This is a genomic window from Pseudomonas sp. SWRI92 (assembly GCF_014268685.1).
In the GTDB taxonomy this organism is placed as follows: Bacteria; Pseudomonadota; Gammaproteobacteria; order Pseudomonadales; family Pseudomonadaceae; genus Aquipseudomonas; species Aquipseudomonas marvdashtae.
The window spans coordinates 67,823-92,513 of sequence record NZ_JABWQY010000004.1; the positions used below are offsets into that span (position 1 = coordinate 67,823).

General features: G+C 61.4%; 21 protein-coding genes. 3 read left to right on the forward strand and 18 right to left on the reverse strand.

Annotated elements, in window-relative coordinates:
* Nucleotides 1-5: 5 nt before the first annotated feature.
* Complete coding sequence (locus tag HU762_RS09065; RefSeq protein ID WP_186635636.1) at nucleotides 6-1,706, reverse strand: copper resistance system multicopper oxidase; 1,701 nt, start codon at nucleotides 1,704-1,706, stop codon at nucleotides 6-8.
* Between the two features lie 305 nt (nucleotides 1,707-2,011).
* On the opposite strand from HU762_RS09065, the gene nadA reads away from it, so the two are divergent.
* Entirely contained in the window at nucleotides 2,012-3,070 is a 1,059-nt protein-coding gene (gene nadA / locus HU762_RS09070) for a quinolinate synthase NadA (protein ID WP_186635639.1), read from the forward strand.
* A gap of 165 nt (nucleotides 3,071-3,235) precedes the next feature.
* Here the strand turns inward: nadA and HU762_RS09075 are convergent, their stop codons facing one another.
* The 8 genes from HU762_RS09075 to HU762_RS09110 form a co-directional block, all read right to left on the reverse strand.
* Complete coding sequence (locus HU762_RS09075; protein WP_186635642.1) at nucleotides 3,236-3,724, reverse strand: RDD family protein; 489 nt, start codon at nucleotides 3,722-3,724, stop codon at nucleotides 3,236-3,238.
* 94 nt (nucleotides 3,725-3,818) lie between these two features.
* Nucleotides 3,819-4,031 (reverse strand): cold shock domain-containing protein, encoded by a 213-nt coding sequence (locus HU762_RS09080; RefSeq protein WP_003175786.1) that lies wholly within the window; start codon nucleotides 4,029-4,031, stop codon nucleotides 3,819-3,821.
* A 393-nt stretch (nucleotides 4,032-4,424) separates the two neighbouring features.
* On the reverse strand, nucleotides 4,425-5,549 hold the full coding sequence (gene gcvT / locus HU762_RS09085) for a glycine cleavage system aminomethyltransferase GcvT (protein ID WP_186635645.1): 1,125 nt from the start codon (nucleotides 5,547-5,549) through the stop codon (nucleotides 4,425-4,427).
* 31 nt (nucleotides 5,550-5,580) lie between these two features.
* The gene (locus HU762_RS09090) at nucleotides 5,581-6,957 is read right to left on the reverse strand and encodes an L-serine ammonia-lyase (protein ID WP_186635648.1); all 1,377 of its coding nucleotides are present in this window, start codon (nucleotides 6,955-6,957) and stop codon (nucleotides 5,581-5,583) included.
* A 120-nt stretch (nucleotides 6,958-7,077) separates the two neighbouring features.
* Complete coding sequence (gene gcvP, locus HU762_RS09095; protein ID WP_186635651.1) at nucleotides 7,078-9,927, reverse strand: aminomethyl-transferring glycine dehydrogenase; 2,850 nt, start codon at nucleotides 9,925-9,927, stop codon at nucleotides 7,078-7,080.
* An 11-nt stretch (nucleotides 9,928-9,938) separates the two neighbouring features.
* Complete coding sequence (gene gcvH / locus HU762_RS09100) at nucleotides 9,939-10,322, reverse strand: glycine cleavage system protein GcvH (RefSeq protein WP_186635654.1); 384 nt, start codon at nucleotides 10,320-10,322, stop codon at nucleotides 9,939-9,941.
* 317 nt (nucleotides 10,323-10,639) lie between these two features.
* Nucleotides 10,640-12,148 (reverse strand): sigma-54-dependent transcriptional regulator, encoded by a 1,509-nt coding sequence (locus tag HU762_RS09105; RefSeq protein WP_186635657.1) that lies wholly within the window; start codon nucleotides 12,146-12,148, stop codon nucleotides 10,640-10,642.
* Nucleotides 12,149-12,263: 115 nt separating this feature from the next.
* Nucleotides 12,264-13,169: a LysR family transcriptional regulator gene (locus HU762_RS09110; RefSeq protein ID WP_186635660.1), complete on the reverse strand. Its 906-nt coding sequence runs from the start codon at nucleotides 13,167-13,169 to the stop codon at nucleotides 12,264-12,266.
* A 113-nt stretch (nucleotides 13,170-13,282) separates the two neighbouring features.
* On the opposite strand from HU762_RS09110, the gene HU762_RS09115 reads away from it, so the two are divergent.
* Nucleotides 13,283-14,161, forward strand: coding sequence for an MBL fold metallo-hydrolase (locus HU762_RS09115; RefSeq protein WP_186635663.1), 879 nt, complete (start codon nucleotides 13,283-13,285; stop codon nucleotides 14,159-14,161).
* Nucleotides 14,162-14,259: 98 nt separating this feature from the next.
* Nucleotides 14,260-14,874, forward strand: coding sequence for an NAD(P)-dependent oxidoreductase (locus HU762_RS09120; protein ID WP_186635666.1), 615 nt, complete (start codon nucleotides 14,260-14,262; stop codon nucleotides 14,872-14,874).
* 9 nt (nucleotides 14,875-14,883) lie between these two features.
* Here HU762_RS09120 and HU762_RS09125 read toward each other — a convergent pair whose 3' ends face one another.
* From HU762_RS09125 to HU762_RS09165, 9 genes are all read right to left on the reverse strand, one after another.
* Nucleotides 14,884-15,213, reverse strand: coding sequence for a GlpM family protein (locus HU762_RS09125; RefSeq protein ID WP_186636267.1), 330 nt, complete (start codon nucleotides 15,211-15,213; stop codon nucleotides 14,884-14,886).
* A 24-nt stretch (nucleotides 15,214-15,237) separates the two neighbouring features.
* Complete coding sequence (locus tag HU762_RS09130) at nucleotides 15,238-16,566, reverse strand: sigma-54 dependent transcriptional regulator (protein ID WP_186635669.1); 1,329 nt, start codon at nucleotides 16,564-16,566, stop codon at nucleotides 15,238-15,240.
* Nucleotides 16,563-18,464: a sensor histidine kinase gene (locus HU762_RS09135; RefSeq protein WP_186635672.1), complete on the reverse strand. Its 1,902-nt coding sequence runs from the start codon at nucleotides 18,462-18,464 to the stop codon at nucleotides 16,563-16,565. The genes HU762_RS09130 and HU762_RS09135 overlap by 4 nt, the downstream gene beginning before the upstream one ends.
* 113 nt (nucleotides 18,465-18,577) lie before the next feature.
* A complete protein-coding gene (locus HU762_RS09140; RefSeq protein WP_186635675.1) occupies nucleotides 18,578-19,312 on the reverse strand; it encodes an amino acid ABC transporter ATP-binding protein in 735 nt (244 codons plus the stop codon).
* Nucleotides 19,309-19,980 carry an ABC transporter permease subunit gene (locus HU762_RS09145; RefSeq protein WP_186635678.1) on the reverse strand — a complete coding sequence of 224 codons (672 nt, stop codon included), beginning with the start codon at nucleotides 19,978-19,980 and terminating at the stop codon, nucleotides 19,309-19,311. Before HU762_RS09145 ends, HU762_RS09140 begins: the two co-directional genes overlap by 4 nt.
* A complete protein-coding gene (locus HU762_RS09150; protein WP_053124568.1) occupies nucleotides 19,980-20,726 on the reverse strand; it encodes an amino acid ABC transporter permease in 747 nt (248 codons plus the stop codon). The genes HU762_RS09145 and HU762_RS09150 overlap by 1 nt, the downstream gene beginning before the upstream one ends.
* A gap of 188 nt (nucleotides 20,727-20,914) precedes the next feature.
* Nucleotides 20,915-21,829 (reverse strand): glutamate/aspartate ABC transporter substrate-binding protein, encoded by a 915-nt coding sequence (locus HU762_RS09155; protein ID WP_186635681.1) that lies wholly within the window; start codon nucleotides 21,827-21,829, stop codon nucleotides 20,915-20,917.
* A 350-nt stretch (nucleotides 21,830-22,179) separates the two neighbouring features.
* Complete coding sequence (gene glpD, locus HU762_RS09160) at nucleotides 22,180-23,718, reverse strand: glycerol-3-phosphate dehydrogenase (RefSeq protein ID WP_186635685.1); 1,539 nt, start codon at nucleotides 23,716-23,718, stop codon at nucleotides 22,180-22,182.
* A 216-nt stretch (nucleotides 23,719-23,934) separates the two neighbouring features.
* The gene (locus HU762_RS09165; RefSeq protein WP_003204973.1) at nucleotides 23,935-24,690 is read right to left on the reverse strand and encodes a DeoR/GlpR family transcriptional regulator; all 756 of its coding nucleotides are present in this window, start codon (nucleotides 24,688-24,690) and stop codon (nucleotides 23,935-23,937) included.
* Nucleotide 24,691: the final 1 nt, after the last annotated feature.

Below are 24,691 nucleotides of genomic sequence, written 5' to 3' on the forward strand. Positions count from 1 at the left end.
GCTCCTCATTCCTGCACCCGGACTTCACGGAACATGCCCATTTCCATATGGAACAGCAGGTGGCAGTGATAGGCCCAGCGTCCAAGCGCATCAGCGGTCACGCGGTAGCTGCGCCTGGAACCCGGTGGCACGTCGATGGTGTGTTTGCGGACCAGGAACTGGCCGTTCTCATCTTCCAGGTCGCTCCACATGCCGTGCAAGTGGATAGGGTGGGTCATCATGGTGTCGTTGATCAGCACGATGCGCAGGCGTTCGCCATACTTGAGCAGCAGTGGCGCGGCGTCGGAGAACTTCACGCCGTTGAACGACCAGGCGAATTTTTCCATGTGCCCGGTCAGGTGCAGCTCGATCGTTCGGCCGGGGTCGCGGCCGTCGGGGTCGGGGAATGTGCTGCGCAAGTCCGAATAAGTCAGCACCTTGCGACCGTTGTTGCGCAGGCCGATGCCCGGGTCGTCGAGCTTGGGCTTGGCGCTCATGGCCTGCATGTCTACCAAGGGGTTGTCTTTCTCGGTATCGGGATGCGAGAGCATGCTGTCCATGCCCTGCATCTGGCTGTGATCCATGCCCTGCATCGAGCCATGATCCATACCGCCCATGCCCATGTCGTCCATGGTGACCAAGGGTCGGGGATCCAGTGGCGGTACTGGCGCTGACAACCCGGCCTTGGTAGCGAGCGTACCGCGAGCATAGCCGGTGCGGTCCATCGACTGGGCGAACAGCGTGTAGGCCTCTTGGGTCGGTTCGACGATGACGTCGTAGGTTTCGGCCACGGCGATCCGGAACTCATCGACGCTCACCGGTGTGACGTATTGGCCGTCGGAGGCCACCACCGTCATCTTCAAGCCGGGAATGCGCACGTCGAAATAGCTCATGGCCGAGCCGTTGATAAAGCGCAGGCGAAGGCGTTCGCCAGGTTTGAACAGGCCGGTCCAGTTCATGTCCGGCGCCTGGCCGTTCATGAGGTAGGTGTAGGTGGCGCCACTGACGTCGGCGAGGTCAGTGGGGTTCATCTTCATCTCGGCCCACATCTTGCGATCGGCCACGGTGCTGGCCCAGCCGTTCTTGCCCACGTCGTCGATGAAGTCGCCGACGGTGCGTTTGTTGTAGTTGTAGTAGTCCGATTGTTTCTTGAGCTTGCTCAGGATGTCGCCGGGGTCTTCATCGGTCCAGTCGGTGAGCATCACCACGTAGTCCCGTTCGTACTGGAAGGGCTCGGGTTCCTTGGCGTCGATCACCAGCGGGCCGTAGACGCCGGACTGTTCCTGGAAACCGGAGTGACTGTGGTACCAGTAGGTGCCGTTTTGCCGGACCTTGAATTGATACACGTACACGCCACCGGGCTCGATGCCCTTGAAGCTCAGTCCCGGCACGCCGTCCATGTTGGCCGGCAGCAGGATGCCGTGCCAGTGAATGGACGTGGTGTCCTCCAAGCGATTGCGCACTCGCAGGGTCACGGTATCGCCTTCGCGCCAGCGCAGCAGCGGGCCGGGAATACCGCCGTTGATGGTTTGTGCGGTGCGTGGGCTGCCGGTGAAATTGACCGGGCTCTCGCCGATGAACAGATCGAATTCGCTGCCGGTGAGTACGTTGGGCTGGCCGGGGCTGGTGACGGCCCAGACGGGCGGGCGCCAAAGGCCGAGGCCGCTCAGGAGGCCTCCTGCGGCCAGGCCCTTTACGAAAGTTCGCCTGGAAGTGTTCGATTGCATGCCGTTCAATCCATCGCTCGATTTTGAAGCAGGCACAGAAGCGCTGCCCTGTGCCGGTTGGAAAAGAAGATGACACAGCCGGACGCGGCGGGTGATTACATTTCAGTCAGCTTGCTGGACGCGTCCGTTTCGGTGGTCGGGCGCAGGTCAGAATGATCTTTTGCAACGGCGGGATATTCTGTAGCCTTGCCGGCTTCACGCTGTCCCGTGCCTGATAGATACTCACTTTCCCGGCGGTACCCGAGTGGTCCGGAGCCGGGTGTATACTCGACTTTCGCGCAAATGCGCCCATAGGTCTTGCGAATATGACGCAAATTTCCGAACGCCTTCTGGTCCAGGCCCATCTCGATGCCAAGCAGCCCAAGCCGCTGACCGCCGAGCAAGAGGCCTGGTACCGCGCCGCCATTGCCGCCGAGCTCAAGGCTCAGGACGCGGTGCTGGTCGCGCACTTCTATTGTGATCCGATCATCCAGGCCCTGGCCGAAGAGACCGGCGGCTGCGTGTCCGACTCCCTGGAAATGGCCCGCTTCGGCAACGCCCATCCGGCCAAGACCGTGGTGGTGGCCGGGGTCAAGTTCATGGGCGAGACCGCCAAGATTCTCAACCCTGAAAAACGCGTATTGATGCCGACCCTGGAAGCCACCTGCTCCCTGGACCTGGGCTGCCCGGTGGATGAGTTCTCGGCGTTCTGCGACCAGCATCCGGAGCGCACCGTGGTGGTCTACGCCAACACTTCGGCGGCGGTCAAGGCCCGGGCCGACTGGGTTGTGACGTCCAGCTGCGCGCTGGAAATCGTCGAGAGCCTGATGGACAACGGCGAGACGATCATTTGGGGACCGGACAAACACCTGGGCACCTACATCCAGCGCAAGACCGGCGCCGACATGCTGCTCTGGGACGGTGCCTGCATCGTCCACGAAGAGTTCAAGTCCAAGCAGCTGGAAGACATGAAGGCGCTGTACCCGGACGCCGCCATCCTGGTGCACCCGGAATCGCCGACGTCGGTGATCGAGCTTGCGGACGCCGTGGGTTCCACCAGCCAGTTGATTGCCGCAGCGCAGAGCTTGCCGAACAAGACGCTGATCGTCGCCACCGACCGCGGCATTTTCTACAAGATGCAGCAGTTGTGCCCCGACAAAGTCTTCATCGAAGCACCAACGGCCGGCAACGGCGCGGCCTGCCGCAGTTGTGCACATTGTCCGTGGATGGCGATGAACACCCTGGAGCGCACGCTCCAGGCGCTGAAAGACGGCAGCAACGAGATCTTCGTCGACCCGGCCTTGATCCCCCACGCGATTCGCCCGCTCAAGCGCATGCTGGACTTCACCCAGGCAGCGCGGATGAAGTTGGCGGGGAATGCCTGATTGTTGGAAGATTCGAGGCTTCAAGAAGTCTTGAGGCCTATGATCGTTCCCACGCTCCGCGTGGGAATGTAGCCAGGGACGCTCTGCGTCCCAAAAAGCCGAACGCGGAGCGTCCGTAGAGGCGTTCCCACGCGGAGCGTGGGAACGATCAAACATGTGGTGTTCTTACTTGGTCTTCTTCGGAACCCGCACCAGCTGCGTATCCGAGTAGATGTCATGCCAGCTGCGCTGGCGCTTGTCGAACAGCGCCCAGATGAAGCCTGCGCCCACCAGCAGCAACGACGCAATCGACACCACGAATCGCAACAGCGCCTGCCACAGGCTGATGGCGGTGCCGTCGGCATTCTGTACGCGGATGCACCAGACCTGCATGCCCAGGGTCTGGCCGTTGTGGGTCCAGAACTTGGCAAAAAAACCGAACAGCACGAATAACAGCACGGTGGACAGCAGCGGGTCTCCGTCCAGCGCGCCGGCGTCGGTGAGGGCACGCATCTTTTCTTCGCCGATGATTGCCATCTGGATCATCTTGTACACGCCGCCGGTCACGATCAGCAGCGCCGTGCACAGCAGAAAGTCATAGAACATCGCCGCCAGGCGACGACCCAAGCCGGCGGGAGGAAAGTCGCCCTGGGGGGTGAGCAGGTGTTTCGGCATGAGGGCCTCGGCGGAAAAAAGAAGCCATTTTACGGATTTGCAGCCATAAAAAAGCCCCTGATATCAATCAGGGGCTTTTTAGTTCGCGAAAGCCTCAGGCTTCGGCTTGAACCTCGTCAGCCTGCATGCCTTTCTGGCCTTGCACGGCAACGAAAGTGACTTTCTGGCCTTCTTTCAGGCTCTTGAAGCCGTTGCCCTGGATAGCACGGAAGTGTACGAACAGATCCGGACCGCTTTCAGGAGTAATGAAACCAAAACCTTTTTCGTCGTTGAACCACTTGACGGTACCGCTCTGACGTTGGGACATTTTCTTATTTCCTTGACGCTAAATTAATGACAGCCTCTTTCCAGGCGAAAGAGTACTGGGGCTGGGTTGCAGGAAAGTAAGATGACGTCGAACGGGATGTAGCTAACTTCGTAGGCTACTGCCCAGGTCACGATCCAAGCGACCCATGCAAACACAGTGACGAAACTCTACGCCAACTTCCAGCGAAAATACAACCCCCCTCAAGGGCCCGGAATTGCTCATCTTGGTGGCAGTTTAGAAGTTTCGCTGGGGAAGGCTTATTCGAAAGGCAAGTCCAGTTGTTCCGTGGCGTTATAAGCGCGCGTGAATATCTAAACATGCACCCTTTTATGGCGGTTGCGTTACACATTAGTGCACGTACAACGCAACCGCGTTACTTATAGAAACAACTAATCAACCGCGATAGTAGCGCTGTGGAACAAATGGCGTTTTGCTTACAAGCAAAGGCACCTTTTTCCCACGAACAATGGCCCAGACTTGCGTATCCAGTGCAACGTAAGCGCTGTCCAGGTAACCCATCGCCAACGGCCCGCCCAAGGTCGGGCCGAAACCGCCGCTGCACACGGTGCCGATGGTCTCGCCCGCTTCGTTGACGATCTCGGCACCTTCGCGCACCGGTGTACGTTCCTGGGGCAGCAGGCCGACGCGTTTGCGGGCCACACCGCCCTGTTGTTGGGCGAAAACGGTTTCAGCCCCAGGAAAACCACCGGCGCGGGCGCCATCGGCGCGTCGGACCTTGGAAATGGCCCACAGCAGGCTGGCTTCGATTGGCGTGGTCTCGGTGTTCATGTCGTGGCCGTAGAGACACAGGCCGGCTTCCAGGCGCAGCGAATCACGGGCGCCAAGGCCAATGGCCGCGACTTCCGGTTCGGCCAGCAGGGCACGGGCGAGTTTCTCCGCATCGGCAGCCGGCACGGAGATCTCGAAGCCGTCTTCACCGGTGTAGCCCGAACGGCTGACAAAACAATCCACGCCCAGCAACGTAACGCGCTGGAACTGCATGAAGGTCATCTTCGCCACGTCCGGCGCCAGGCGTGCGAGCACGGTGACGGCGGCCGGGCCTTGCAGGGCGAGCAGGGCGCGGGCTTCGAACAGCGGCTCGATGCTGCACTGGTCGCCGATGTGGGCGCGCAGGTGGGCCAGGTCCTGATCCTTGCAGGCCGCGTTGACCACCAGGAACAGTTCGTCATTGCCCAGGTTGGCGACCATCAGGTCATCGAGGATGCCGCCGTTCTCGTTGGTGAACATGGCATAGCGCTGCATGCCCACCGGCAGGTCGATGATGTCCACCGGCACCAGGCTTTCCAAGGCCTTGGCGGCACCCGCCCCGGTCAGCCGGATCTGGCCCATGTGGGACACGTCGAAGAGGCCGGCCTGATCGCGGGTGTGCTGGTGTTCCTTCATTACGCCCAGTGGGTATTGCACCGGCATGTCGTAGCCGGCGAATGGCACCATGCGCGCGCCGAGTTCAAGGTGCAGCGAATGCAGCGGGGTTTTCAACAGTTGTTCGGTGGACATATCAGCTCCTGGAATTTGTGGATGGCACGCATCAGCATTCGATGATGTTGACCGCCAGACCGCCGCGGGCGGTCTCCTTGTATTTGCTTTTCATGTCGGCGCCGGTCTGGCGCATGGTGCGGATGACTTTATCGAGGGAGACGAAGTGATGCCCGTCGCCGCGCATGGCCATGCGCACCGCATTGATGGCCTTCACCGAGCCCATGGCGTTGCGCTCGATGCACGGCACTTGCACCAGGCCACCAATGGGGTCGCAGGTCAGGCCGAGGTTGTGTTCCATGCCGATTTCGGCGGCGTTTTCCACTTGCTGCACCGTACCGCCCAAGACTTCGCACAAGGCGCCGGCAGCCATGGAGCAAGCCACGCCGACTTCGCCCTGGCAGCCGACTTCGGCGCCGGAGATGGAGGCGTTTTCCTTGTACAAGATGCCGATGGCGGCGGCGGTCAGCAGGAACCGCACCACGCCATCTTCATTGGCGCCCGGAATGAAGCGCATGTAGTAATGCAGCACCGCCGGCACGATTCCGGCCGCGCCGTTGGTGGGCGCGGTCACGACGCGCCCGCCATAGGCGTTTTCTTCGTTGACCGCCAGGGCGTACAGGTTGACCCAGTCCAGCACCGACAACGGGTCGCGCAGGGCGGCTTCCGGGTTCTTGCACAGCTGTCGATGCAGCGCCGCGGCACGGCGCTTGACCTTCAGCCCGCCTGGCAAAATCCCTTCGTTGCGACAGCCAGCGGCCACGCAATCCTGCATCACCTGCCAGATTTTCAGCAGGCCGGCGCGGGTTTCGGCTTCGGGGCGCCAGGCACTTTCGTTGGTCAGCATCACTTGGCTGATGGACAGGCCGTAGGTAGTGCAATGGGCGAGCAGGTCCTTGGCGCTCTTGAACGGGAAAGTCAGGGGCGTGGCGTCCTCGACGATCCGGTCAGCGCCGGCCGCGCCTTCATCGACCACAAAACCTCCACCCACCGAGTAGTACTCGCGGCTGCGCACTTGCAGGCCCGCCGCGTCGAAGGCGCGGAAGATCATGCCGTTGGGGTGAAAGGCCAACGGTTTGCGGATCATCGCCAGGTGCAGCTTTTCATTGAATTCGATGGAGTGTTCACCCAACAGGTTCAGGCGACCGCTGCTGCGAATCTGCTGCAGGCGGGCGTCGACTGTTTCGGTGTCCACGGTGTCCGGGTGCTCGCCTTCCAGGCCCAGCAGCACGGCCTTGTCACTGCCGTGTCCTTTGCCCGTGGCACCGAGCGAGCCGTAGAGCTCGACCTTGACGCTGGCAGTGGCATTGAGCAGGTCATCACGACGCAGCCCTTCGGCGAAACGGGCGGCGGCACGCATCGGGCCGACCGTATGGGAGCTGGAAGGGCCGATGCCGATCTTGAACAGGTCGAACACGCTTAACGACATGGTGTTTCTCCGGTTTCTTTTTATGAGGATCGACGTGAGAGGTATGACCTATATCCCTTGCGCAGGCGAGCATTCACATGCGCAAGGAGCGAAGGGCAGATGGACTGCCCTCCATTCAGGTCAAGCGTAGCTTTCGATCGATGGGCAGGCGCACACGAGGTTGCGGTCGCCGAACACGTTGTCGACCCGGCCCACTGGCGGCCAGTACTTGCCTTCGATCAACGACGCCACCGGGTAGACTGCTTGTTCGCGGCTGTACGGGTGAGTCCAGTCGCCGACGAGTTCCGCCGCAGTGTGCGGGGCGTTCTTCAGCGGGTTGTCATCTTTGTCCAGGCTGCCGTTTTCCACCGCGCGGATTTCTTCGCGAATGCAGATCATGGCGTCGCAGAAGCGGTCCAGTTCTTCCTTGGATTCGCTTTCGGTCGGCTCGATCATCAACGTGCCGGCCACCGGGAACGACATGGTCGGGGCGTGGAAACCGAAGTCGATCAGGCGCTTGGCGACGTCATCGACGCTGATGCCGCTGCTGTCCTTGAGCGGACGCAGGTCGAGGATGCATTCGTGGGCCACCAAGCCGTTGCTGCCGGAGTAGAGCACTGGGTAATGCTCTTCCAGGCGACGGGCGATGTAGTTGGCGTTGAGGATCGCCAGTTGCGAGGCGCGCTTGAGGCCGGCGCCGCCCATCATGCGAATGTACATCCAGGTGATCGGCAGGATGCTCGCGCTGCCGAACGGTGCCGCGCACACCGCGCCTTCCTTGCGCGCCATGTTGGCGTGGCCCGGCAGGAACGGCGCCAGGTGCGACTTGACGCCGATCGGGCCGACGCCCGGGCCGCCACCGCCGTGAGGGATGCAGAAAGTCTTGTGCAGGTTCAGGTGCGACACGTCGCCGCCGAATTTGCCCGGTGCGCAGAGGCCGACCATCGCATTCATGTTGGCGCCGTCGATGTACACCTGGCCGCCGTTGTCATGAATGATGCCGCAGATCTCGCGGATGCCTTCCTCGAACACGCCGTGGGTGGACGGGTAGGTGATCATCAGCGCGGCGAGGTGTTCGCGGTGCTCGATGGCTTTGGCGCGCAGGTCTTCGATGTCGACGTTGCCACGGGCATCGCAGGCGGTCACGACCACGCGCATGCCGGCCATGTTGGCGGTGGCCGGGTTGGTGCCGTGGGCCGAAGACGGGATCAGGCAGATGTCGCGGCGGTCTTCGCCACGGCTCTGGTGATAGGCACGGATCGCCAGCAGGCCGGCGTATTCGCCCTGGGAACCGGCGTTGGGTTGCAGCGACACCGCGTCATAGCCGGTGGCGGCGCAGAGCATGGCTTCCAGCTCGTCGGTCAGTTGCTGGTAGCCGGCGCTCTGCTCGGCAGGGGCGAACGGGTGCAGGGCGCCGAACTCGGCCCAGGTCACCGGGATCATTTCGCTGGCGGCGTTGAGTTTCATGGTGCAGGAACCCAGCGGGATCATGGTGCGATCCAGCGCCAGGTCCTTGTCGGCGAGCTTGCGCAGGTAGCGCATCAGCTCGGTTTCGGAGTGGTAGCGGTTGAACACCGGGTGGCTGAGGATCGCCGACTGGCGCACCAGCGCCGCCGGGATACGGCTTTGGACATTGGCGGCCAGGGCCGCGAAGTCTGGCAGCGCCTTGCCGTCGGCGAACAGTCCCCAGAGATTTTCCACGTCAGCCTGGCTGGTGGTTTCGTCCAGGGACAGGCCCAGGCGCTCAGCATCCACTACGCGCAGGTTGATGCGCTGGGCACGGGCCTTGTCGAGCAGGGCGGCGGTTTGTGCGCCGGTGTGCAGGGTCAGGGTGTCGAAGAAACTCTCTTGCTCGACGTCCAGGCCCAGCGCGCCCAGGCCCTTGGCGAGGATCGCGGTGAGGTGATGGATGCGATTGGCGATCTGGGTCAGGCCTTTAGGGCCGTGGTACACCGCGTACATGCTGGCGATGTTGGCCAGCAGCACTTGGGCGGTGCAGATGTTGCTCGTGGCTTTCTCGCGGCGGATGTGTTGCTCGCGGGTCTGCATCGCCAGGCGCAGGGCCGGCTTGCCGAAACGGTCCACGGAAACACCGACCAGACGGCCCGGCATGTCGCGCTTGAACGCGTCCTTGGTGGAGAAATACGCCGCGTGCGGGCCGCCGAAGCCCAGTGGTACGCCGAAGCGCTGGGCGCTGCCGATGGCGACGTCGGCGCCGAATTCACCCGGTGGGGTCAGCAACGTCAGGGCCAACAAGTCAGCCGCGACCGCCACCAGTGCATTGGCCGCGTGGAAGCGTTCGGTCAGTTCGCGATAGTCGAACAGGTCGCCGTTGCTGGCCGGGTATTGCAGCAACGCGCCGAAGAACGTGCTCACATCGGTCAGTTCGCGCTCATCGCCCACCACCACGTCGATGCCCAGGGGTTCGGCACGGGTGCGCAGCACGTCAAGGGTTTGCGGGTGGCTGTGGACGGAGGCGAAGAACGCGTTGCTGCCTTTGTTCTTGCTCAGGCGCTTGCAGAAGGTCATGGCTTCGGCGGCGGCGGTGGCTTCGTCCAGCAACGAGGCGTTGGCGATCGGCAGGCCGGTGAGGTCGCTGATCAGTGTCTGGAAATTCAACAACGCTTCGAGGCGGCCCTGGGAAATTTCAGGCTGGTACGGCGTGTAGGCGGTGTACCAGGCCGGGTTTTCCAATAGGTTGCGCAAGATCGGCGACGGGGTGTGGCAGTTGTAGTAGCCCTGGCCGATGTAGGTCTTGAACAGCTGGTTCTTCGCGGCGATGGCCTTGATCGAGGCCAGTGCGTCGGCTTCGCTCTGGCCATCGCCCATGTCCAGCACGCTGGTGCCCTTGATGCTTTCCGGGATGACGCTGGCGCTCAGGGCTTGCAGGGAGTCGAAGCCCAGGCGCTCGAGCATGGCTTGCTCGTCGTCTGCACGCGGGCCGATGTGGCGGGCGATGAATTCGTTGGCGGTGCCGAGATTAACGGTCATGTCGTGGCTCCTCAGGCTTCGGCGTTGGCTTTGATCAGGCGATCGTAGGCGTCTTGATCCAACAGCTTAGCCACTGCGTCGGCGTCGGTCGGTTTAAAGCGGAAGAACCAGCCTTCGCCCAGCGGGTCTTCGTTGACCAATTCCGGATTGCTTTCCAAGGCCGGGTTCACTTCGAGCACTTCACCGTCCAAAGGCATGTACACGCCGCTGGCGGCTTTCACCGATTCCACGGTAGAGGCTTCGGCGCCTTTGTCGTAGGCCTGCAGTTCCGGTAACTGAACATAGACCACGTCACCCAAGGCGTTCTGGGCGAATGCGGTGATGCCAACGGTAACGCTGCCGTCGGCTTCGGTGCGAAGCCATTCGTGATCTTCAGTGAAACGCAACTCGCTCATGGAAACTCCTGGGGCCAGATTTCGTCTGGTGGACGCGAAGAAAGGCGCGGGGCTTGGCCCGGCCGAATGGCTATAGCCATAGCAAGAACGTGGCCAATGTTTTAAATCCCTTATTTTTCAGTCTCTTAAGTAGATTTTTAAAAGCGAGATGCTTTTGAACTGTAGCGAAATCGCTACAGTATCCAGGCAGGAAAAAATCACCATGGGATCAAAGCCTTACCCAGCGCAGCTCAGCGCCGAGTGTAGCGATATCGTTCCGCTGTAGCGCTTTCAGTACGGTCGAGGTCGTTTTTGACGTGCTTCCGAGCGCAACCCGACTAAGGCTTGCCGGAGATCCCATACTTGCGCAGCCGATGGGCGATCGCGGTGTGCGAGGTTTGCAGGCGGCTGGCGAGTTGGCGGGTGGAGGGATAATTGGTGTACAGCGATTCGAGCAATTGCTTTTCGAACGCTTCGACGGCCTGCTCCAGGCTTTCGACTTCCACATCGCCCTGACGCGCCACGCTGGTGCCGGCGATGTCCAGGTCGCCGATGTCCACCAGGCTGCTTTCGCAGATAGCGGCGGCGCGGAAGATCACGTTCTGCAGTTGCCGCACGTTGCCCGGCCAGCGATTGCCCAGCAGCGCCGGATAGGTACCAGGGGCCAGGCGGCAGACCGGACGCTGGATCTGCGCACAGGCCTGCTGCATGAAATACCGCGCCAGCAGCAGGATGTCCTGGCCGCGCTCGCGCAGTGGCGGGACTTCGACGTTGAGCACGTTCAGGCGGTAGAACAGGTCTTCGCGAAACGAGCCTTCGCTGACCATTTTTTCCAGGTTGCGGTGGGTGGCGCTGAGGATCCGCACGTTGACCTTGATCTCCCGGTCGCCGCCCACCCGGCGGAAGCTGCCGTCGTTCAGGAACCGCAGGAGCTTGGCTTGCAGGTAGGGCGACATCTCGCCGATTTCATCGAGGAATACCGTGCCCTGGTTCGCCAGCTCCATCAGCCCCGGCTTGCCGCCGCGTTGTGCGCCGGTGAAGGCGCCGGGGGCATAGCCGAACAGTTCGCTCTCGGCCAGGTTTTCCGGTAGTGCCGCACAGTTGAGGGCCAGGAATGGCGCGCCGTGACGGGCGCTGATGGCGTGACAGGCGCGGGCTACCAGCTCCTTGCCGGTGCCGGTTTCACCTTGGATCAGCAGCGGCGCATCGAGGGCCGCGACCCTCTGGGCCCGGGCCTTGAGGGTGCGGATCGCCGGGGATTCGCCTAACAGCGCGTCGAAGCCTTCGGCGTGGTCATGATGCAAGGCCGACAGGCGTTCACCGATGCGATTGGGCTGATACAGCGTCAGCAGCGCCCCGGCGTCGGTGATCGGGGTGGCGTCCAGCAGCAGCGTCTGGCCGTTGAGGGTGATTTCCCGCAGCGGCAGGCGAAAACCATTCTCCAACAGGGCATCGAGCAATGCCGCATCACCGAACAGCTCGGCCACGCTTTCCCCGGCCGGCTCACGGCCGTAGAGGGCGATCAGCGCCGGGTTGGCGAGTAACACCTTGCCAGCGCTGTCAAGCGCCAGGACAGGGTCGGTCATCGCCGCGAGCAACGCATCGAGCTGCAAGTGCCGGCGTTGGCCCGGCAGGATGTCCACCACGGTTACCGCCTGCACGCCACGCACGCTGAACAATGCCTCGCGCAATTCATCCAGCACTTGCGGGCTGAGGGTCGGGGCGTCGATGTAGACGTTGGGTGGCACCATCTCCACGGCATCCAGATTGAGATTGCGACCGCCGAGCAAGGCCAGGACTTCCTGGGTGATGCCGACGCGGTCGATGAAACTGACGTGGATACGCATGGGGCGGCTTTGGGTTCTGGAATACGATGGGTGGCAAGTATGCCTTGGGGCGGGCTATTGGTGAAATCCCGGGGACACCGTTGCGAGCGCAGCAAATCCTTATGCCCGAGGGACGTTAGAGCCCCGCATCCCATTCAGGCGTTTCGGGAAATCTCTGCACCAGGAAATCCAGCAAGCTGCGCAGCGCCGATGGCATGTGTTTGCGCGACGCGTATACCGCGTACATGTTCATCCGGCGAGGTTCAGCGTGGGCCAGCAGGCGTTCCAGTTCACCGTTCTGGATGTGGGGACCGGCCTGATAGCTGGGCAGCATCGCCACGCCGGCGCCCGCGATCGTCGCCTGTAGCAGGGTGCTGGCTTCGTTGGCGCTGATGTTGCCTTGGACCGGCACCGACACGGGCTCGCCGTCCTGTTCGAAATGCCAGAGGCTTTTGCCGACGTAGGAGTGGGTCAGGCAATTGTGCCGGCTCAAATCCTCCACGCGTTGCGGCGTCGGATGCTCGCGCAGGTAGCGGGGCGAAGCGCAGATTACCGAACGGCACACCGTGAGGCGGCGGGCGATCAGGTTCGGGTCGAGGTCGTTGCTCATGCGGATCGCCAGGTCAATGCGTTCATCCACCAGGTTCACCGTGCGGTCGAGCATCTGCAGGTCGACGCTCACGCCTGGGTAGCGCCGGACAAAGTCGGCCATGGCGGATGCCAACTGGGCCTGGCCGAACGAGGGGCTGGCGGTGATGCGCAGCAGGCCTCGAGGCGCGTCTTGCGGCGTGCTCACGGCGGCGTGCATGTCGCTGGACAGCTCGAGCATCTGCCGGCAACGCGGCAGGATCTCGCTGCCGGCGGCCGTCAGGCTCAGCTTGCGGGTGGTGCGGTGCATCAGCCGCGCGCCAACCCAATCCTCCAGCTCCGCCAGATACCGCGACACCACCGGCCGCGAAAGGTCCAGGTGCTCGGCCGCCGCGGACTGGCTACCCAGGTCCACCACGGTGACAAACACCCGCATTGCTTGTAGACGATCCATGATTTGCCCGCTTTCAGAAACAAACTGTGTCCCAGCATGGCATTTTTTGTAACGACTCTGGCAACTAAGCTCTGTTTCATTCCCTTGCGGGCCTTTGGACGATGGAGCACTTCATGACCGGATTCACCCCTATCAAGCGCTGGCTGCTGGCAACCGCCGCCCTGGCTTTCACGGCCCAGGCCTGGGCCGCCGACTTGACGCTCGACGTCTACAACCCCGGCGCGGCGGCGATTTTTCCGGTGACGTCAGTGTTGGTCAGTGGTGAAAAAGAAGCCATTCTCGTCGACGCCCAGTTCGGCAAATCCCAGGCTGAGCAAGTCGTCGAGAAGATTCGCGCCAGTGGCAAGCAACTGACCACGATCTACATCAGCCATGGCGATCCAGACTACTATTTTGGCTTGGAAACCCTCACCGCCGCGTTCCCTGAGGCCAAGGTGCTGGCGTCGGCGCCGACCGTCGATCACATCAAGCACACCATGGACGGCAAGCTGAAATATTGGGCGCCGATCCTGAAGACCGATGCCCCAACCAAGGCCATCGTGCCTCAGGTGCTCCAGGGCGACAGCCTGACGTTGGAAGGCAAGCGCTTGCAGATTATCGGCCTGAAGGGCCCACAGCCGGAGCGTAGTTTTGTGTGGATTCCTTCGATCAAGGCTGTGCTGGGCGGCGTCGTGGTAGCCGAGAACATTCATGTGTGGATGGCCGATACCCAGACGCCGCAGTCTCACAAGGATTGGCTGGCCACGCTGGGTAACATCGAAAAGCTGCAACCGGCCACCGTGGTTCCCGGCCATTACCTGGGTGAAAGCGCCCGCTCCCTGGCGCCGGTGACGTTCACCGCTGGCTACATCAAGGCCTTCGACGAAGAGACCGCCAAGGCCAAGGATTCCGCCGCACTGATCCGCGCCATGAAACTACGCTATCCGGACCTGGGTGAAGACAGCTCCCTTGAGCTCAGTGCCAAGGTGGCGAAGGGCGAGATGAAGTGGTGACCACCGATCTGTAACTCGAGCGCTGTTGTGGCGAGGGGATAAATCCCCTCGCCACAAGAGCATGTATTTCTGACATTGCCAATTCATTGGAGAATCACATGAGCAAAATCGCAATCATCGGCGCCACCGGGCGTGCGGGTAGCCAACTGTTGGAAGAGGCTCTGCGCCGTGGTCACAGCGTGACGGCCATTGCCCGCAACACCGCGAAAATCGGTGATCGGGCCGGGGTGGTCAGCAAGCAGCTGGATGTACTGGACAGCGAGGCGTTGACTGCGGCCATCGCCGGCCACGACGTGGTAATCAGTGCCGTGCACTTTGCCACCGTGCCGGCCGACAAGGTCATCGCGCCAGTGAAGGCCGCCGGGGTCAAGCGCTTGCTGGTGGTCGGCGGGGCCGGTTCGTTGCTGCTGCCGGATAACAGCCGGGTGATCGACAGTAAGGAATTTCCAGAGGAGTACCTGCCTGAGGCCACGGCCGGCGCCTTGTTCCTGGACGTGCTGCGCAATGAGCAGGACTTGGACTGGACCTTTTTGTCGCCTTCGGCGGAGTTCGTCGAAACCGAGCGCACCGGCCAGTTCCGAGTGGGCAAGGACCACCTGCTGTTCGATAACACCGGACGCAGTTGGATCAGCTTTGCCGACTACGCCATTGCGATGATCGATGAAGTGGAAACACCGCAGTTTTCGCGGACGCGGTTCACCGTCGGTTATTGATCACAGCGTTCAACCGTGAAGCCGTACCCAGACGCTGACCAGCACCGTCGCCGCCATTAGCCAGGCGACGGTGGCTACGGCCAATGAGGCTTCGAGGCGCATGCGGTCGACCATCACGTACAGGGTTACGAGATAGACGAAGTACGGAATGATTGACCACATGCCAAACACGATGGTGGTCTTCAGGTCCTCCGCCGAGCGGCCCTTGCCGACGATGTAGTGGGCGATCAGGGCAAAGGTCGGAAACAGCGGCACCAACCCAGCGATGTAATAGTTCTTGGTCTTGGCGAGCATCGCCAGGATCACCACCACGGCTGCGCCGAGCGCCGCCTTGAAAATCAGGTCCACAGGTCTACGTCCCCGTCAGTGGCTCAAGCCATATTTTTTGACTTTGTCGAACAGCGTGGTCTTGGCCATGCCCAGTTCCTGGCTGGCCTGGGTCAGGTTGCCGCCGCTGCGTTGCAACGCGTCCATCAGCAGATTGCGCTCGAAGGCTTCCACTGCTTCGGCGAAGGCCAGGCCATGGCTGCCACTGCTGGCGCCGGACTTCTTGAACGCCGGCAGGCCCAAGGCGTAACGTTCGGCGACGTTGCGCAGTTCACGCACGTTGCCCGGCCAGTCGTGGCTCATCAGGTTCGACAGGGTCTGGTTGTCCAGCTCCGGCACGGTGCGGTCGAAGCGCAGGGACGACTGCTGGAGGAAATGCTCGAACAGTTGCAGGATGTCTTCGCGCCGCTCGCGCAGCGGCGGCAGTTCCAGGGTCACCACGTTGAGGCGGTAATACAGGTCGCTGCGGAACTGTCCGGACCGGCCCATTTCGTCGAGGTCGGACTTGGTGGCGGCGATCACCCGGCAATCCACCGCCACGCTTTGATTCGAACCCAGACGTTCCAGGGTGCGTTCCTGCAACACGCGCAGCAGCTTGATCTGCAAGGGCAGGGGCATGCTTTCCACTTCATCGAGAAACAGCGTGCCGCCGTCGGCGTGCTCGATCTTGCCGATCCGGCGTTTGCCAGCTCCGGTGAAGGCATTGGCCTCGTGGCCGAAAATTTCGCTTTCGAACAGGTTCTCCGGCAGCCCCCCGCAGTTCAGCGCGACGAACTGCTTGTCGTGGCGCCGACTGAAATCATGCAGGCAGCGGGCGACCAGTTCCTTGCCGGTGCCGGTTTCGCCTTCGATCAGCACATTGGCCGACGTGTCGGCGACGTTGGCGATCAGTGCGCGCAGGTGCTGCATGGCCGGCGAACGGCCGATGATCCGGCCTTCCAGCGAATCGCGTTCGGCCAGTTGCCGACGCAGCGATGACACCTCCCGGGCCAGGCTGCGCTGCTCCAGGGCGCGGCGGGCGACATCGACCAGGCGCTCGGGAGAGAACGGTTTTTCCATGAAGTCATAGGCGCCTTTCTGCATGGCGCCGACGGCCATGGAAATGTCGCCGTGACCGGTGATCAACACCACCGGCAGGCTGCGGTCGCGCGCCTTGAGGCGAGTGAGCAGCTCCAGGCCATCGATGCCCGGCAGGCGGATGTCGCTGATGACGATGCCGGCGAAGTTATCGTCGACCCGCTCCAGGGCTTCCTCGGCGCTGCCCACGCCGATGCAGGGAATGTCTTCCAGGGTCAAGGCTTGCTGGCAGCCCAACAGGACATGGGGGTCGTCTTCGACGATCAATACGCTCAGGTCGTTGTTCATAGCGGCTCGGCAGGTGAAAGGCTTACCAACGGTAAACTGAGGACAAACGTGGTGCCACCGTCCTCCGGATGCTCGACGCCCAGGTGCCCGCCAGCGGCGGCGCTCAGGCTCGCCGACAGCGTCAGGCCAAGGCCCAGGCCCTGTTCGCCGGGTTTGGTGGTGAAGAACGGTTCGAACAGGTGCTTGCGCGCTTGCGGGTCGATGCCATGACCGTTATCGCGCACCCGCAGGCGGTATTTGCCATCGCTGGTTTCGCCGACAAGCCACAGTTTCGGCTCGGGTTGGACCTGCATCGCGTCCAGTGCATTGCCGATCAGGTTGACCAGGATCTGCTCCAGGCGAGTCTGGTCGATTTGTACTTGGACGTCTTCGAAAGCCGAGTGAACCTGGATGCCGAGTTTCTCCAGGCGCCCGCCGAGCAATTGCAGCGCCGCCTCGACGGCCTTGCCCAGGCTGGCCCGGCCCTTGTCGTCGCCGCGCCGGGCAAAGGCGCGCAGGCTGGCGGTGATCCGGCCCATGCGGTCGATCAGTTCATTGATGGTCTTGAGGTTGGTGCTGGCGGTGTCCAGCTGGCCGCGCTCCAGGAAGCGCACGGTATTGCCCGACAGGGTACGCAGGGCGGCCAGCGGCTGGTTGAGTTCATGGGCGATGCTGGTGGACATCTGGCCGATGGCCGCCAGTTTACCGGCCTGTACCAGTTCATCCTGGGCGCGGCGCAAGGTCTCTTCGGCCTGCCGTCGCTCGCGTATCTGGCCCTTGAGCCGTTCGTTGCTGGCGCGAAGGTCAGTGGTGCGTTCGGTAATCCGACGTTCGAGTTGGTTGTTGGCCTCTTGCAACGCTTCGCGGGCCGCGAGGCGAGTGGCGATCACCTTGCGCCGCTCGTTCCAGGCGATCAACAGGAAGGCCACCAAGGCAAACGCCACGGCCACCAGGATGCCTTGGTTGATCGCTTGGCGACGCAAGTCTTCAAGCGGCGTGAGCAAGGTGAAATTCCACGGTGTGTCGCTCAACGGGCGGGTCTGTGACAGGTAGCTGATCGCCTGCTGTTCGGCGGCGATTTCGGTATTGGCGGGGAAGGTCAGTTTTTCCATGCCTTCGCCCAGCCGCTCCCGCGCCAAGGGGATCAGCTCATTCAACGGGAACCAGTAATATTGCAGGCTGCGGGCCAGGCGCTCCTTGGTTTCATCGCTCAGCGGGCGTACGGACTTGAGCCGTCGCGCCGGGTCGCTGGAGAGGATGATGATGCCGTTCTCGTCGCTGACGAAGGCCTCCAGGCGTGCCCGCTGCCAGCGCTCCTCCATGGCTTCGAGGCGTACCTTGACCACGGCCACACCGATGATCTTGCCTTGTTGTTCCAAGCCATGGGCGAGGTAATAACCGGGTTCGCCGTTGGTGCTGCCGATGCCGTAGAACCGCCCCGGCTGGCCGCGTACGGCATTCTGGAAGTAGGCGCGGAAGGACAGGTCTTCACCCAGGTAACTGTCGACATCGCGCCAGTTGCTGGTGGCCATCACCCGGCCGGTGGTATCCATGACGTAGATGGCCCGGCTGCGGCTACGCCGGTTCAGGCCTTCAAGATAATCGTTGACGGTCTTGCGGTGTTCGGGTGTCGGGTCGTCGAGCAGTTGCGCGACGCTCGATTCAAGCTCCAGCAGGCTGGGCAAGTAGGTGTATTTGCTGATTTCGCTTTCCACCGCACGGGCATGCAGTTCCAGCTGGCGCTCGCCGTTCTCGGCCAGGCCGCGAATGCCATAGTGCTCGCTGATCCAGAAGCCGAGGTAACCCAGGCCGATCATCAGGGCAATGATCAGCGGCGGCAGGAACAGATGGCGGATCAGGCGGGGTTTCACGGCGAGTGATGGCGGCGCGGCGCGATAGAAGGTGGGGTCGCATTTCATCACAGAAGCCTTGGGTCAACCAGTGTGGCGGCGGTCGTCCTTCAAACGCGCTCCGGTGGTGAGGGAGCCAGCTCCCTCACCACAAGGGCAAGCGTGTCCAAGGAAGGCGACGCTTAGTGTTGCAGGATTTTCTCAAGGAAATGCTGGGCGCGTTCGGAGCGGGCGCTGATGTCGCCGAAAAACTCTTCTTTCGGGCAGTCTTCGATGATCTGGCCTTGGTCCATGAAGATCACCCGGTTCGCCACTTTGCGGGCGAAGCCCATTTCATGGGTCACGCACATCATGGTCATGCCTTCGTGGGCCAGTTGCACCATCACGTCGAGCACTTCGTTGACCATTTCCGGGTCAAGGGCCGAGGTGGGTTCGTCGAACAGCATGACCACCGGGTCCATCGCCAGGGCACGGGCGATCGCCACGCGCTGCTGCTGGCCACCGGAGAGTTGGCCAGGGTGCTTGTGGGCGTGGGCCGAGAGACCGACGCGCTCAAGCAATTGCAGGCCTTTCTTGGTGGCTTCTTCCTTGCTGCGGCCCAGCACCTTGATCTGCGCGATGGTCAGGTTCTCGGTGATGGTCAGGTGCGGGAACAGTTCGAAATGCTGGAACACCATGCCCACGCGCGAACGCAGTTTCGGCAGGTTGGTCTTCGGGTCGGCGATGGATGTGCCATCGACCACGACGTCGCCTTTCTGGAACGGCTCCAGCGCGTTCACGCACTTGATCAGCGTGGACTTGCCCGAACCCGACGGCCCGCACACCACCACCACTTCACCTTTGCTGACCTCGGTGCTGCAATTGGTCAGTACCTGGAAGTCCCCATACCACTTGTTGATATTTTTGATAGAGATCATACGGCGAACCTTTTTTGCAGACGCTTGACCAGCAGCGAGGCGGCAAAGCTGATTGTGAAGTACACGAGACCTGCGATGATCAGGAACTCATTGGAGCGGCCGATGATGTCGCCATTGGCCCGCGAAGCATTGAGGAAGTCCACCAGGCCGACCGTGTAGACCAACGAGGTGTCCTGAAACAGGATGATGCTCTGTTGCAGCAGCAGCGGAGTCATCTTGCGAAACGCCTGGGGCAGGATGATCAAACGCATGACCTGGCCATAGTTCATGCCCAGCGCCTGTGCCGCACCCATCTGGCCCTTGGGGATCGACTGTACGCCGGCCCGGACGATTTCGCAGAAGTACGCCGCCTCGAACATCATGAACGCCACGACGCAGGAGCCGAACGCACCGATCGGCGTGTCCTCGCCGGTGATCCAGCGCAGCACGAACGGCACCGCCAGGTAGAACCAGGTGATGACCAGCAGCAACGGGATCGAGCGGAAATAATTGACGTAGGCGCCGGCGATATTGGAAATCAGCTTGTTGTGGGACAGGCGCATCAGCGCCAGGATCGTCCCCAGGATGATCCCGCCGACGACGCCCAGGACCATCAGCTTGAGGGTCATCACCATGCCGTTCCACAAGCCGGGAATGGCCGGGATGATGCCTGTGAAGTCGAATTCCATTATTTACCCCCCACGGAGATCAGGCCGGGCACCGCGACTTTCTTCTCGACCATGCGCATGAGCAGCATCAGGCTCATGTTCAAGGTGAAGTAGATCAGCGTCGCCAGGGTAAAGGCTTCGAACAGGTTGGCGGAAAACTCAGCGGTCTGCTTGGTCTGCGCGAGCAGCTCCATCAGGCCGATCAGCGAGGCCACGGAGGAGTTCTTGAAGACGTTGAGGAATTCCGAGGTAAGCGGCGGAATGATGATCCGGTAGGCCTGGGGCAGCAGCACGTTCCAGTAGATCTGCGGCAGCTTGAAGCCCATGGCGCGTGCGGCGGATTCCTGGCCGCGCGGCAGCGCCTGGATACCGGTGCGCACCTGTTCGCAAACCCGCGCAGCGGTGAAGAGGCCCAGGCAGACGACAACGCTCAGGTAGGCCGAGGTGGTCGGGTTCAGGTCCTGTTTGTACCATTCCTGCATGTCCGCGGGCAGCAGGTCCGGCACCAGGAAGTACCAGATGAACAGCTGAACCAGCAACGGCACGTTACGAAAGAGCTCCACGTAGCAAGTCGCGATGCCCGACACCAGCCGGTTCGGCACGGTGCGCATCACGCCCAGGATCGAGCCCAGCAGCAGGGCAATGATCCAGGCGACGACGGCGATGGCGATGGTCCAGCCCAGGCCGGCCACGTACCAGTCGAGATAGATCTCGCTGCCCACGCCGGTGGACTTGAAGAACACACCCCAGTCCCAGTTGTAATTCATTAGGGTCTCCCCTCAGATCGATCGATGTACAAATATCTGCAGGGGGAAGTCCTTTCCCGCCTAATCTTGACGATCAGGCACACACCGACGGCTCGACCTCACCGTTCGAGTGTTTCCATTATTGCCAGCAGGGAATGACACTCTCCTGGAAGAGCCGGGCCCTTCCAGGAGATAAGGTTAGTCAGAAATCAGGATTTCTTTTCGTCAGCCGCTTTGTCGGTCGGGGTGGCGATCAGTTTCTTGAGTTCTTCGCTCATCGGGAAGTTCAGGTTCAGGCCTTTTGGCGGGATGGGCTGCATGAACCATTTTTCGTAGATCTTGTTGATCTCACCCGAAGCGTAGGTGGCCTTGATGGCATCATCCACGGCCTTTTTGAACGGCTCGTCGCCCTTGCGCATCATGCAGCCATAGATTTCATAGGACTGTGGCGTACCGGTCACGGCCCAATCATCGGCTTTCTTGGCTTTGGCGGCTTCACCGGCCAGCAGGGCGTCGTCCATCATGAACGCGACGGCGCGGCCCGATTCCAGCATCTGGAAGGATTCGCCGTGGTCCTTGGCGGAGATGACGTTCATGCCCATCTGCTTGTCGGCGTTCATGGCCTTGAGCAGTCGCTCGGAGGTGGTGCCGGCGGTGGTCACGACGTTCTTGCCCTTGAGGTCGTCGAAATCCTTGTATTTGGAATCTTTCTTGGACAACAGCTTGGTGCCGATCTCGAAGATACCAACGGAGAAAGCGACTTGTTGCTGGCGCTCAACGTTGTTGGTGGTGGAGCCACATTCCAGGTCCACGGTGCCGTTCTGCACCAGGGGAATACGGGTTTGCGAGGTGACCAGGTTGTACTTGACCTGCAGGTTCGGCACGTCCAGCTCTTTTTTCAGCGCTTCGACGACTTTCAGTTGGATGTCGTGGGAATAGCCGACCGGCTTGCCGGAAGCGTCCGCAATATAGGAGAACGGGATGGAGGCGTCGCGGTGGCCGAGCGTAACGACGCCGGACTCTTTGATCTTTTTCAGCGTGCCGGTCAGTTCGGCTGCGAAAACCGGAGTGCTGATCAGAGCGGCAGCAACGGCTGCGCCCAGGAGATGGGGAACGATGCGCATCGATGTTTCCTCGACATTGTTTTTTTTATTCGGCCGGTTCAACCGGCCCTGAGTGCTTCGAATGCCTGGCAGCTCCTGTTGTGTTGGCGTACAGGCGTTCGTCTCCACGAGTGTAGAGCATGACTCGTGCCAGGCCAGCGCTATATGATTAACTGATTGTTTTATAATGAAATTAATGTTTTGTGTCAGCTTTTCGGTTGGTTATTTATCCGGTTTGCCGAATTGACCGTCGGGTTGCGTTCGGAAAACCGAATGCGCCGCCTAGGCCGTGTGCTCGGGGAAAGGGCGTCAGGCAGCAAAAAGCCCCCGAATCTTTCGATCCGGAGGCTTTCATTTAGTCGGCGGTGATTTCAGGCCGCTTCGATCTTGCGTCGGTTGTGCTCGACCTTGTCCAGGTACTGTTGCAGTTTCTCTTGCTCCGAGGCGCTGGTGAACAGGCCCAGCTTGCTGCGACGCCAGAGAATGTCCTGGGCATCGACGGCCCATTCGTCGCTGCACAGATAGTCGACTTCCCGGGTGTAGAGTCCTGCGCCGATGTGTTCGCCCAGGTCGCCGAGGCTGTGCACCCCTTCAAGCATCCGCCAGGTACGGCTGCCATAAGTGGTGGCCCAGCGGCGGGCGATATCGGTCGGCAGCCAGTCGAATTTGTCTCGAATGGCCGAGCACAACGCCTGCGGCGTGGTCATGTTTTCGCCGCCGGGCAAGGTTTCCAGGGCGGTCCAGCTTGGGCGCATCTGTGTGAAATAGGGAGCCAGCTGCGCCATGGCCGATTCGGCCAGCTTGCGATAGGTGGTCAGCTTGCCGCCGAACACTGACAGCAATGGAGCTTCTTCGCCGCCGCCGGAGAGCGCGAGGGTGTAGTCCCGGGTCACGGCGGATGGGTTATCGGATTCGTCGTTGCATAGCGGGCGAACGCCCGAATAGCTGTGCAGGATCTCGTCACGGCTGATCTGCTTCTTGAAGTGCGCGTTGACCACCTTCAGCAGGTAATCGGTTTCGCCCTCGGTAATCGCCACTGAAGCTGGGTCGCCGGTGTATTCGCGATCGGTGGTGCCGATCAGGGTGAACTGGTTCAGGTACGGAATGGTGAACACGATGCGCTGGTCTTCGTTTTGAAGAATGTGCGCATGCTCGCCTTCGTAGAGCTTCGGAACAATCAGGTGGCTGCCCTGGATTAGGCGGATGCCGTAGGGCGATTCCAGCTTCAGGTCATCGCGAATGAACTTGGCGACCCACGGCCCGGCGGCGTTGATCAGCGCCTTGGCATGGATGGAAAACAGACTGCCATCGGTGCGTTCCAGGTTCAGTTGCCACAGGCCCTTGCTGCGGCGAGCACTCACGCAGCGGGTGCGGGTGTGGATATGCGCGCCTTTTTCACGGGCCGCCATGGCGTTGAGCACCACCAGTCGTGCGTCATCTACCCAGCAATCGGAGTACTCGAAGCCTTTGGTGATTTCGCTTTTCAATGCGCTGTCGGCGCCGAACTTCAGGCTCTTGGAACCGGCCAGTTGCTCGCGTTTGCCCAAGTGATCGTAAAGAAACAGGCCGGCGCGAATCATCCAGGCAGGACGCAGGTGCGGCCGATGGGGCAGCACAAAGCGCATTTGCTTGACGATGTGCGGGGCTTTGGTCAGCAGCACTTCGCGCTCGGCCAGCGCTTCACGCACCAGGCGGAATTCGTAATGTTCGAGATAGCGCAGACCGCCGTGGATCAACTTGCTGCTGGCCGAAGAGGTATGGCTGGCGAGGTCGTCCTTTTCACAAAGGAACACCGAAAGGCCGCGACCGGCAGCGTCCGCGGCAATCCCCACGCCGTTGATTCCGCCACCGATGACGGCGACATCATAGATCTCTGCGAGAGGGGGCGTAGGCAAGGTAGAAGTGGGCATCGGCTGGCCTCGGGCTCTTTTCGTAATATTTGAATTCGAACATAAATGTTCATTTGCGAAAATACTAGCCCATAAGCACAGCAACGGCCAGTCGAATTCGATTGAAAATACTGATCGAACGACGCTGAAGGAAAATTTTCGAACATGGAGGCAGGCGCAATTGCCTGGGCAAACTTAGTGAGGAGGGAATAATCTCTCCTCACAAGGGGAGGGTAGTCAGACCACTTCCAACCGAATCTTGTGCTGGCTCAGCAATTGCGCCAGGGCCGGCACTGGCTGTTGGTCGGTCACCAGGCAGTCGATCAGGCTGATCGGGCCCAGGCGGACCATGGCGTTGCGCCCGAACTTGCTGGAATCGGCCGCCAGCAAGACCTGTCGCGCATTAGCGATGATGGCTTGGGAAACCCGTACTTCCTGATAATCGAAATCCAGCAGGCTGCCGTCTTCGTCGATCCCGCTGATACCCACCAGGGCGAAGTCCACCTTGAACTGGTTGATGAAGTCGACGCTGGCCTGGCCTACCACGCCGCCATCACGGCGTACGTTGCCCCCGGCAATCAGGACTTCGAAGTCATCCTTGGCGCTGAGGATCGACGCCACGTGCAGGTTGTTGGTGATGACTTTCAGATGGTTGTGATTGAGCAGTGCCCGCGCAATCGACTCGGTGGTGGTGCCGATATTGATGAACAGCGAGGCGTGATCGGGAATCTGGGCGGCGATGGCTTCGGCAATGCGTTGCTTTTCGTCGCGCATCTGGTCGGCGCGCATGGCGTAGGCAGTGTTTTCCACGCTCGAATCATAGGCGGCGCCGCCGTGGTAGCGGCGCAGCAGGTTCACTTCCGCCAATTGATTGATGTCGCGGCGGATGGTTTGCGGGGTGACGACGAAGAGCTGCGCCATTTCCTCGATGCTGACATAGCCGCGTTCGCGGACCAGTTCGAGGATTTGCTGCTGGCGGGGAGGCAGATTCATG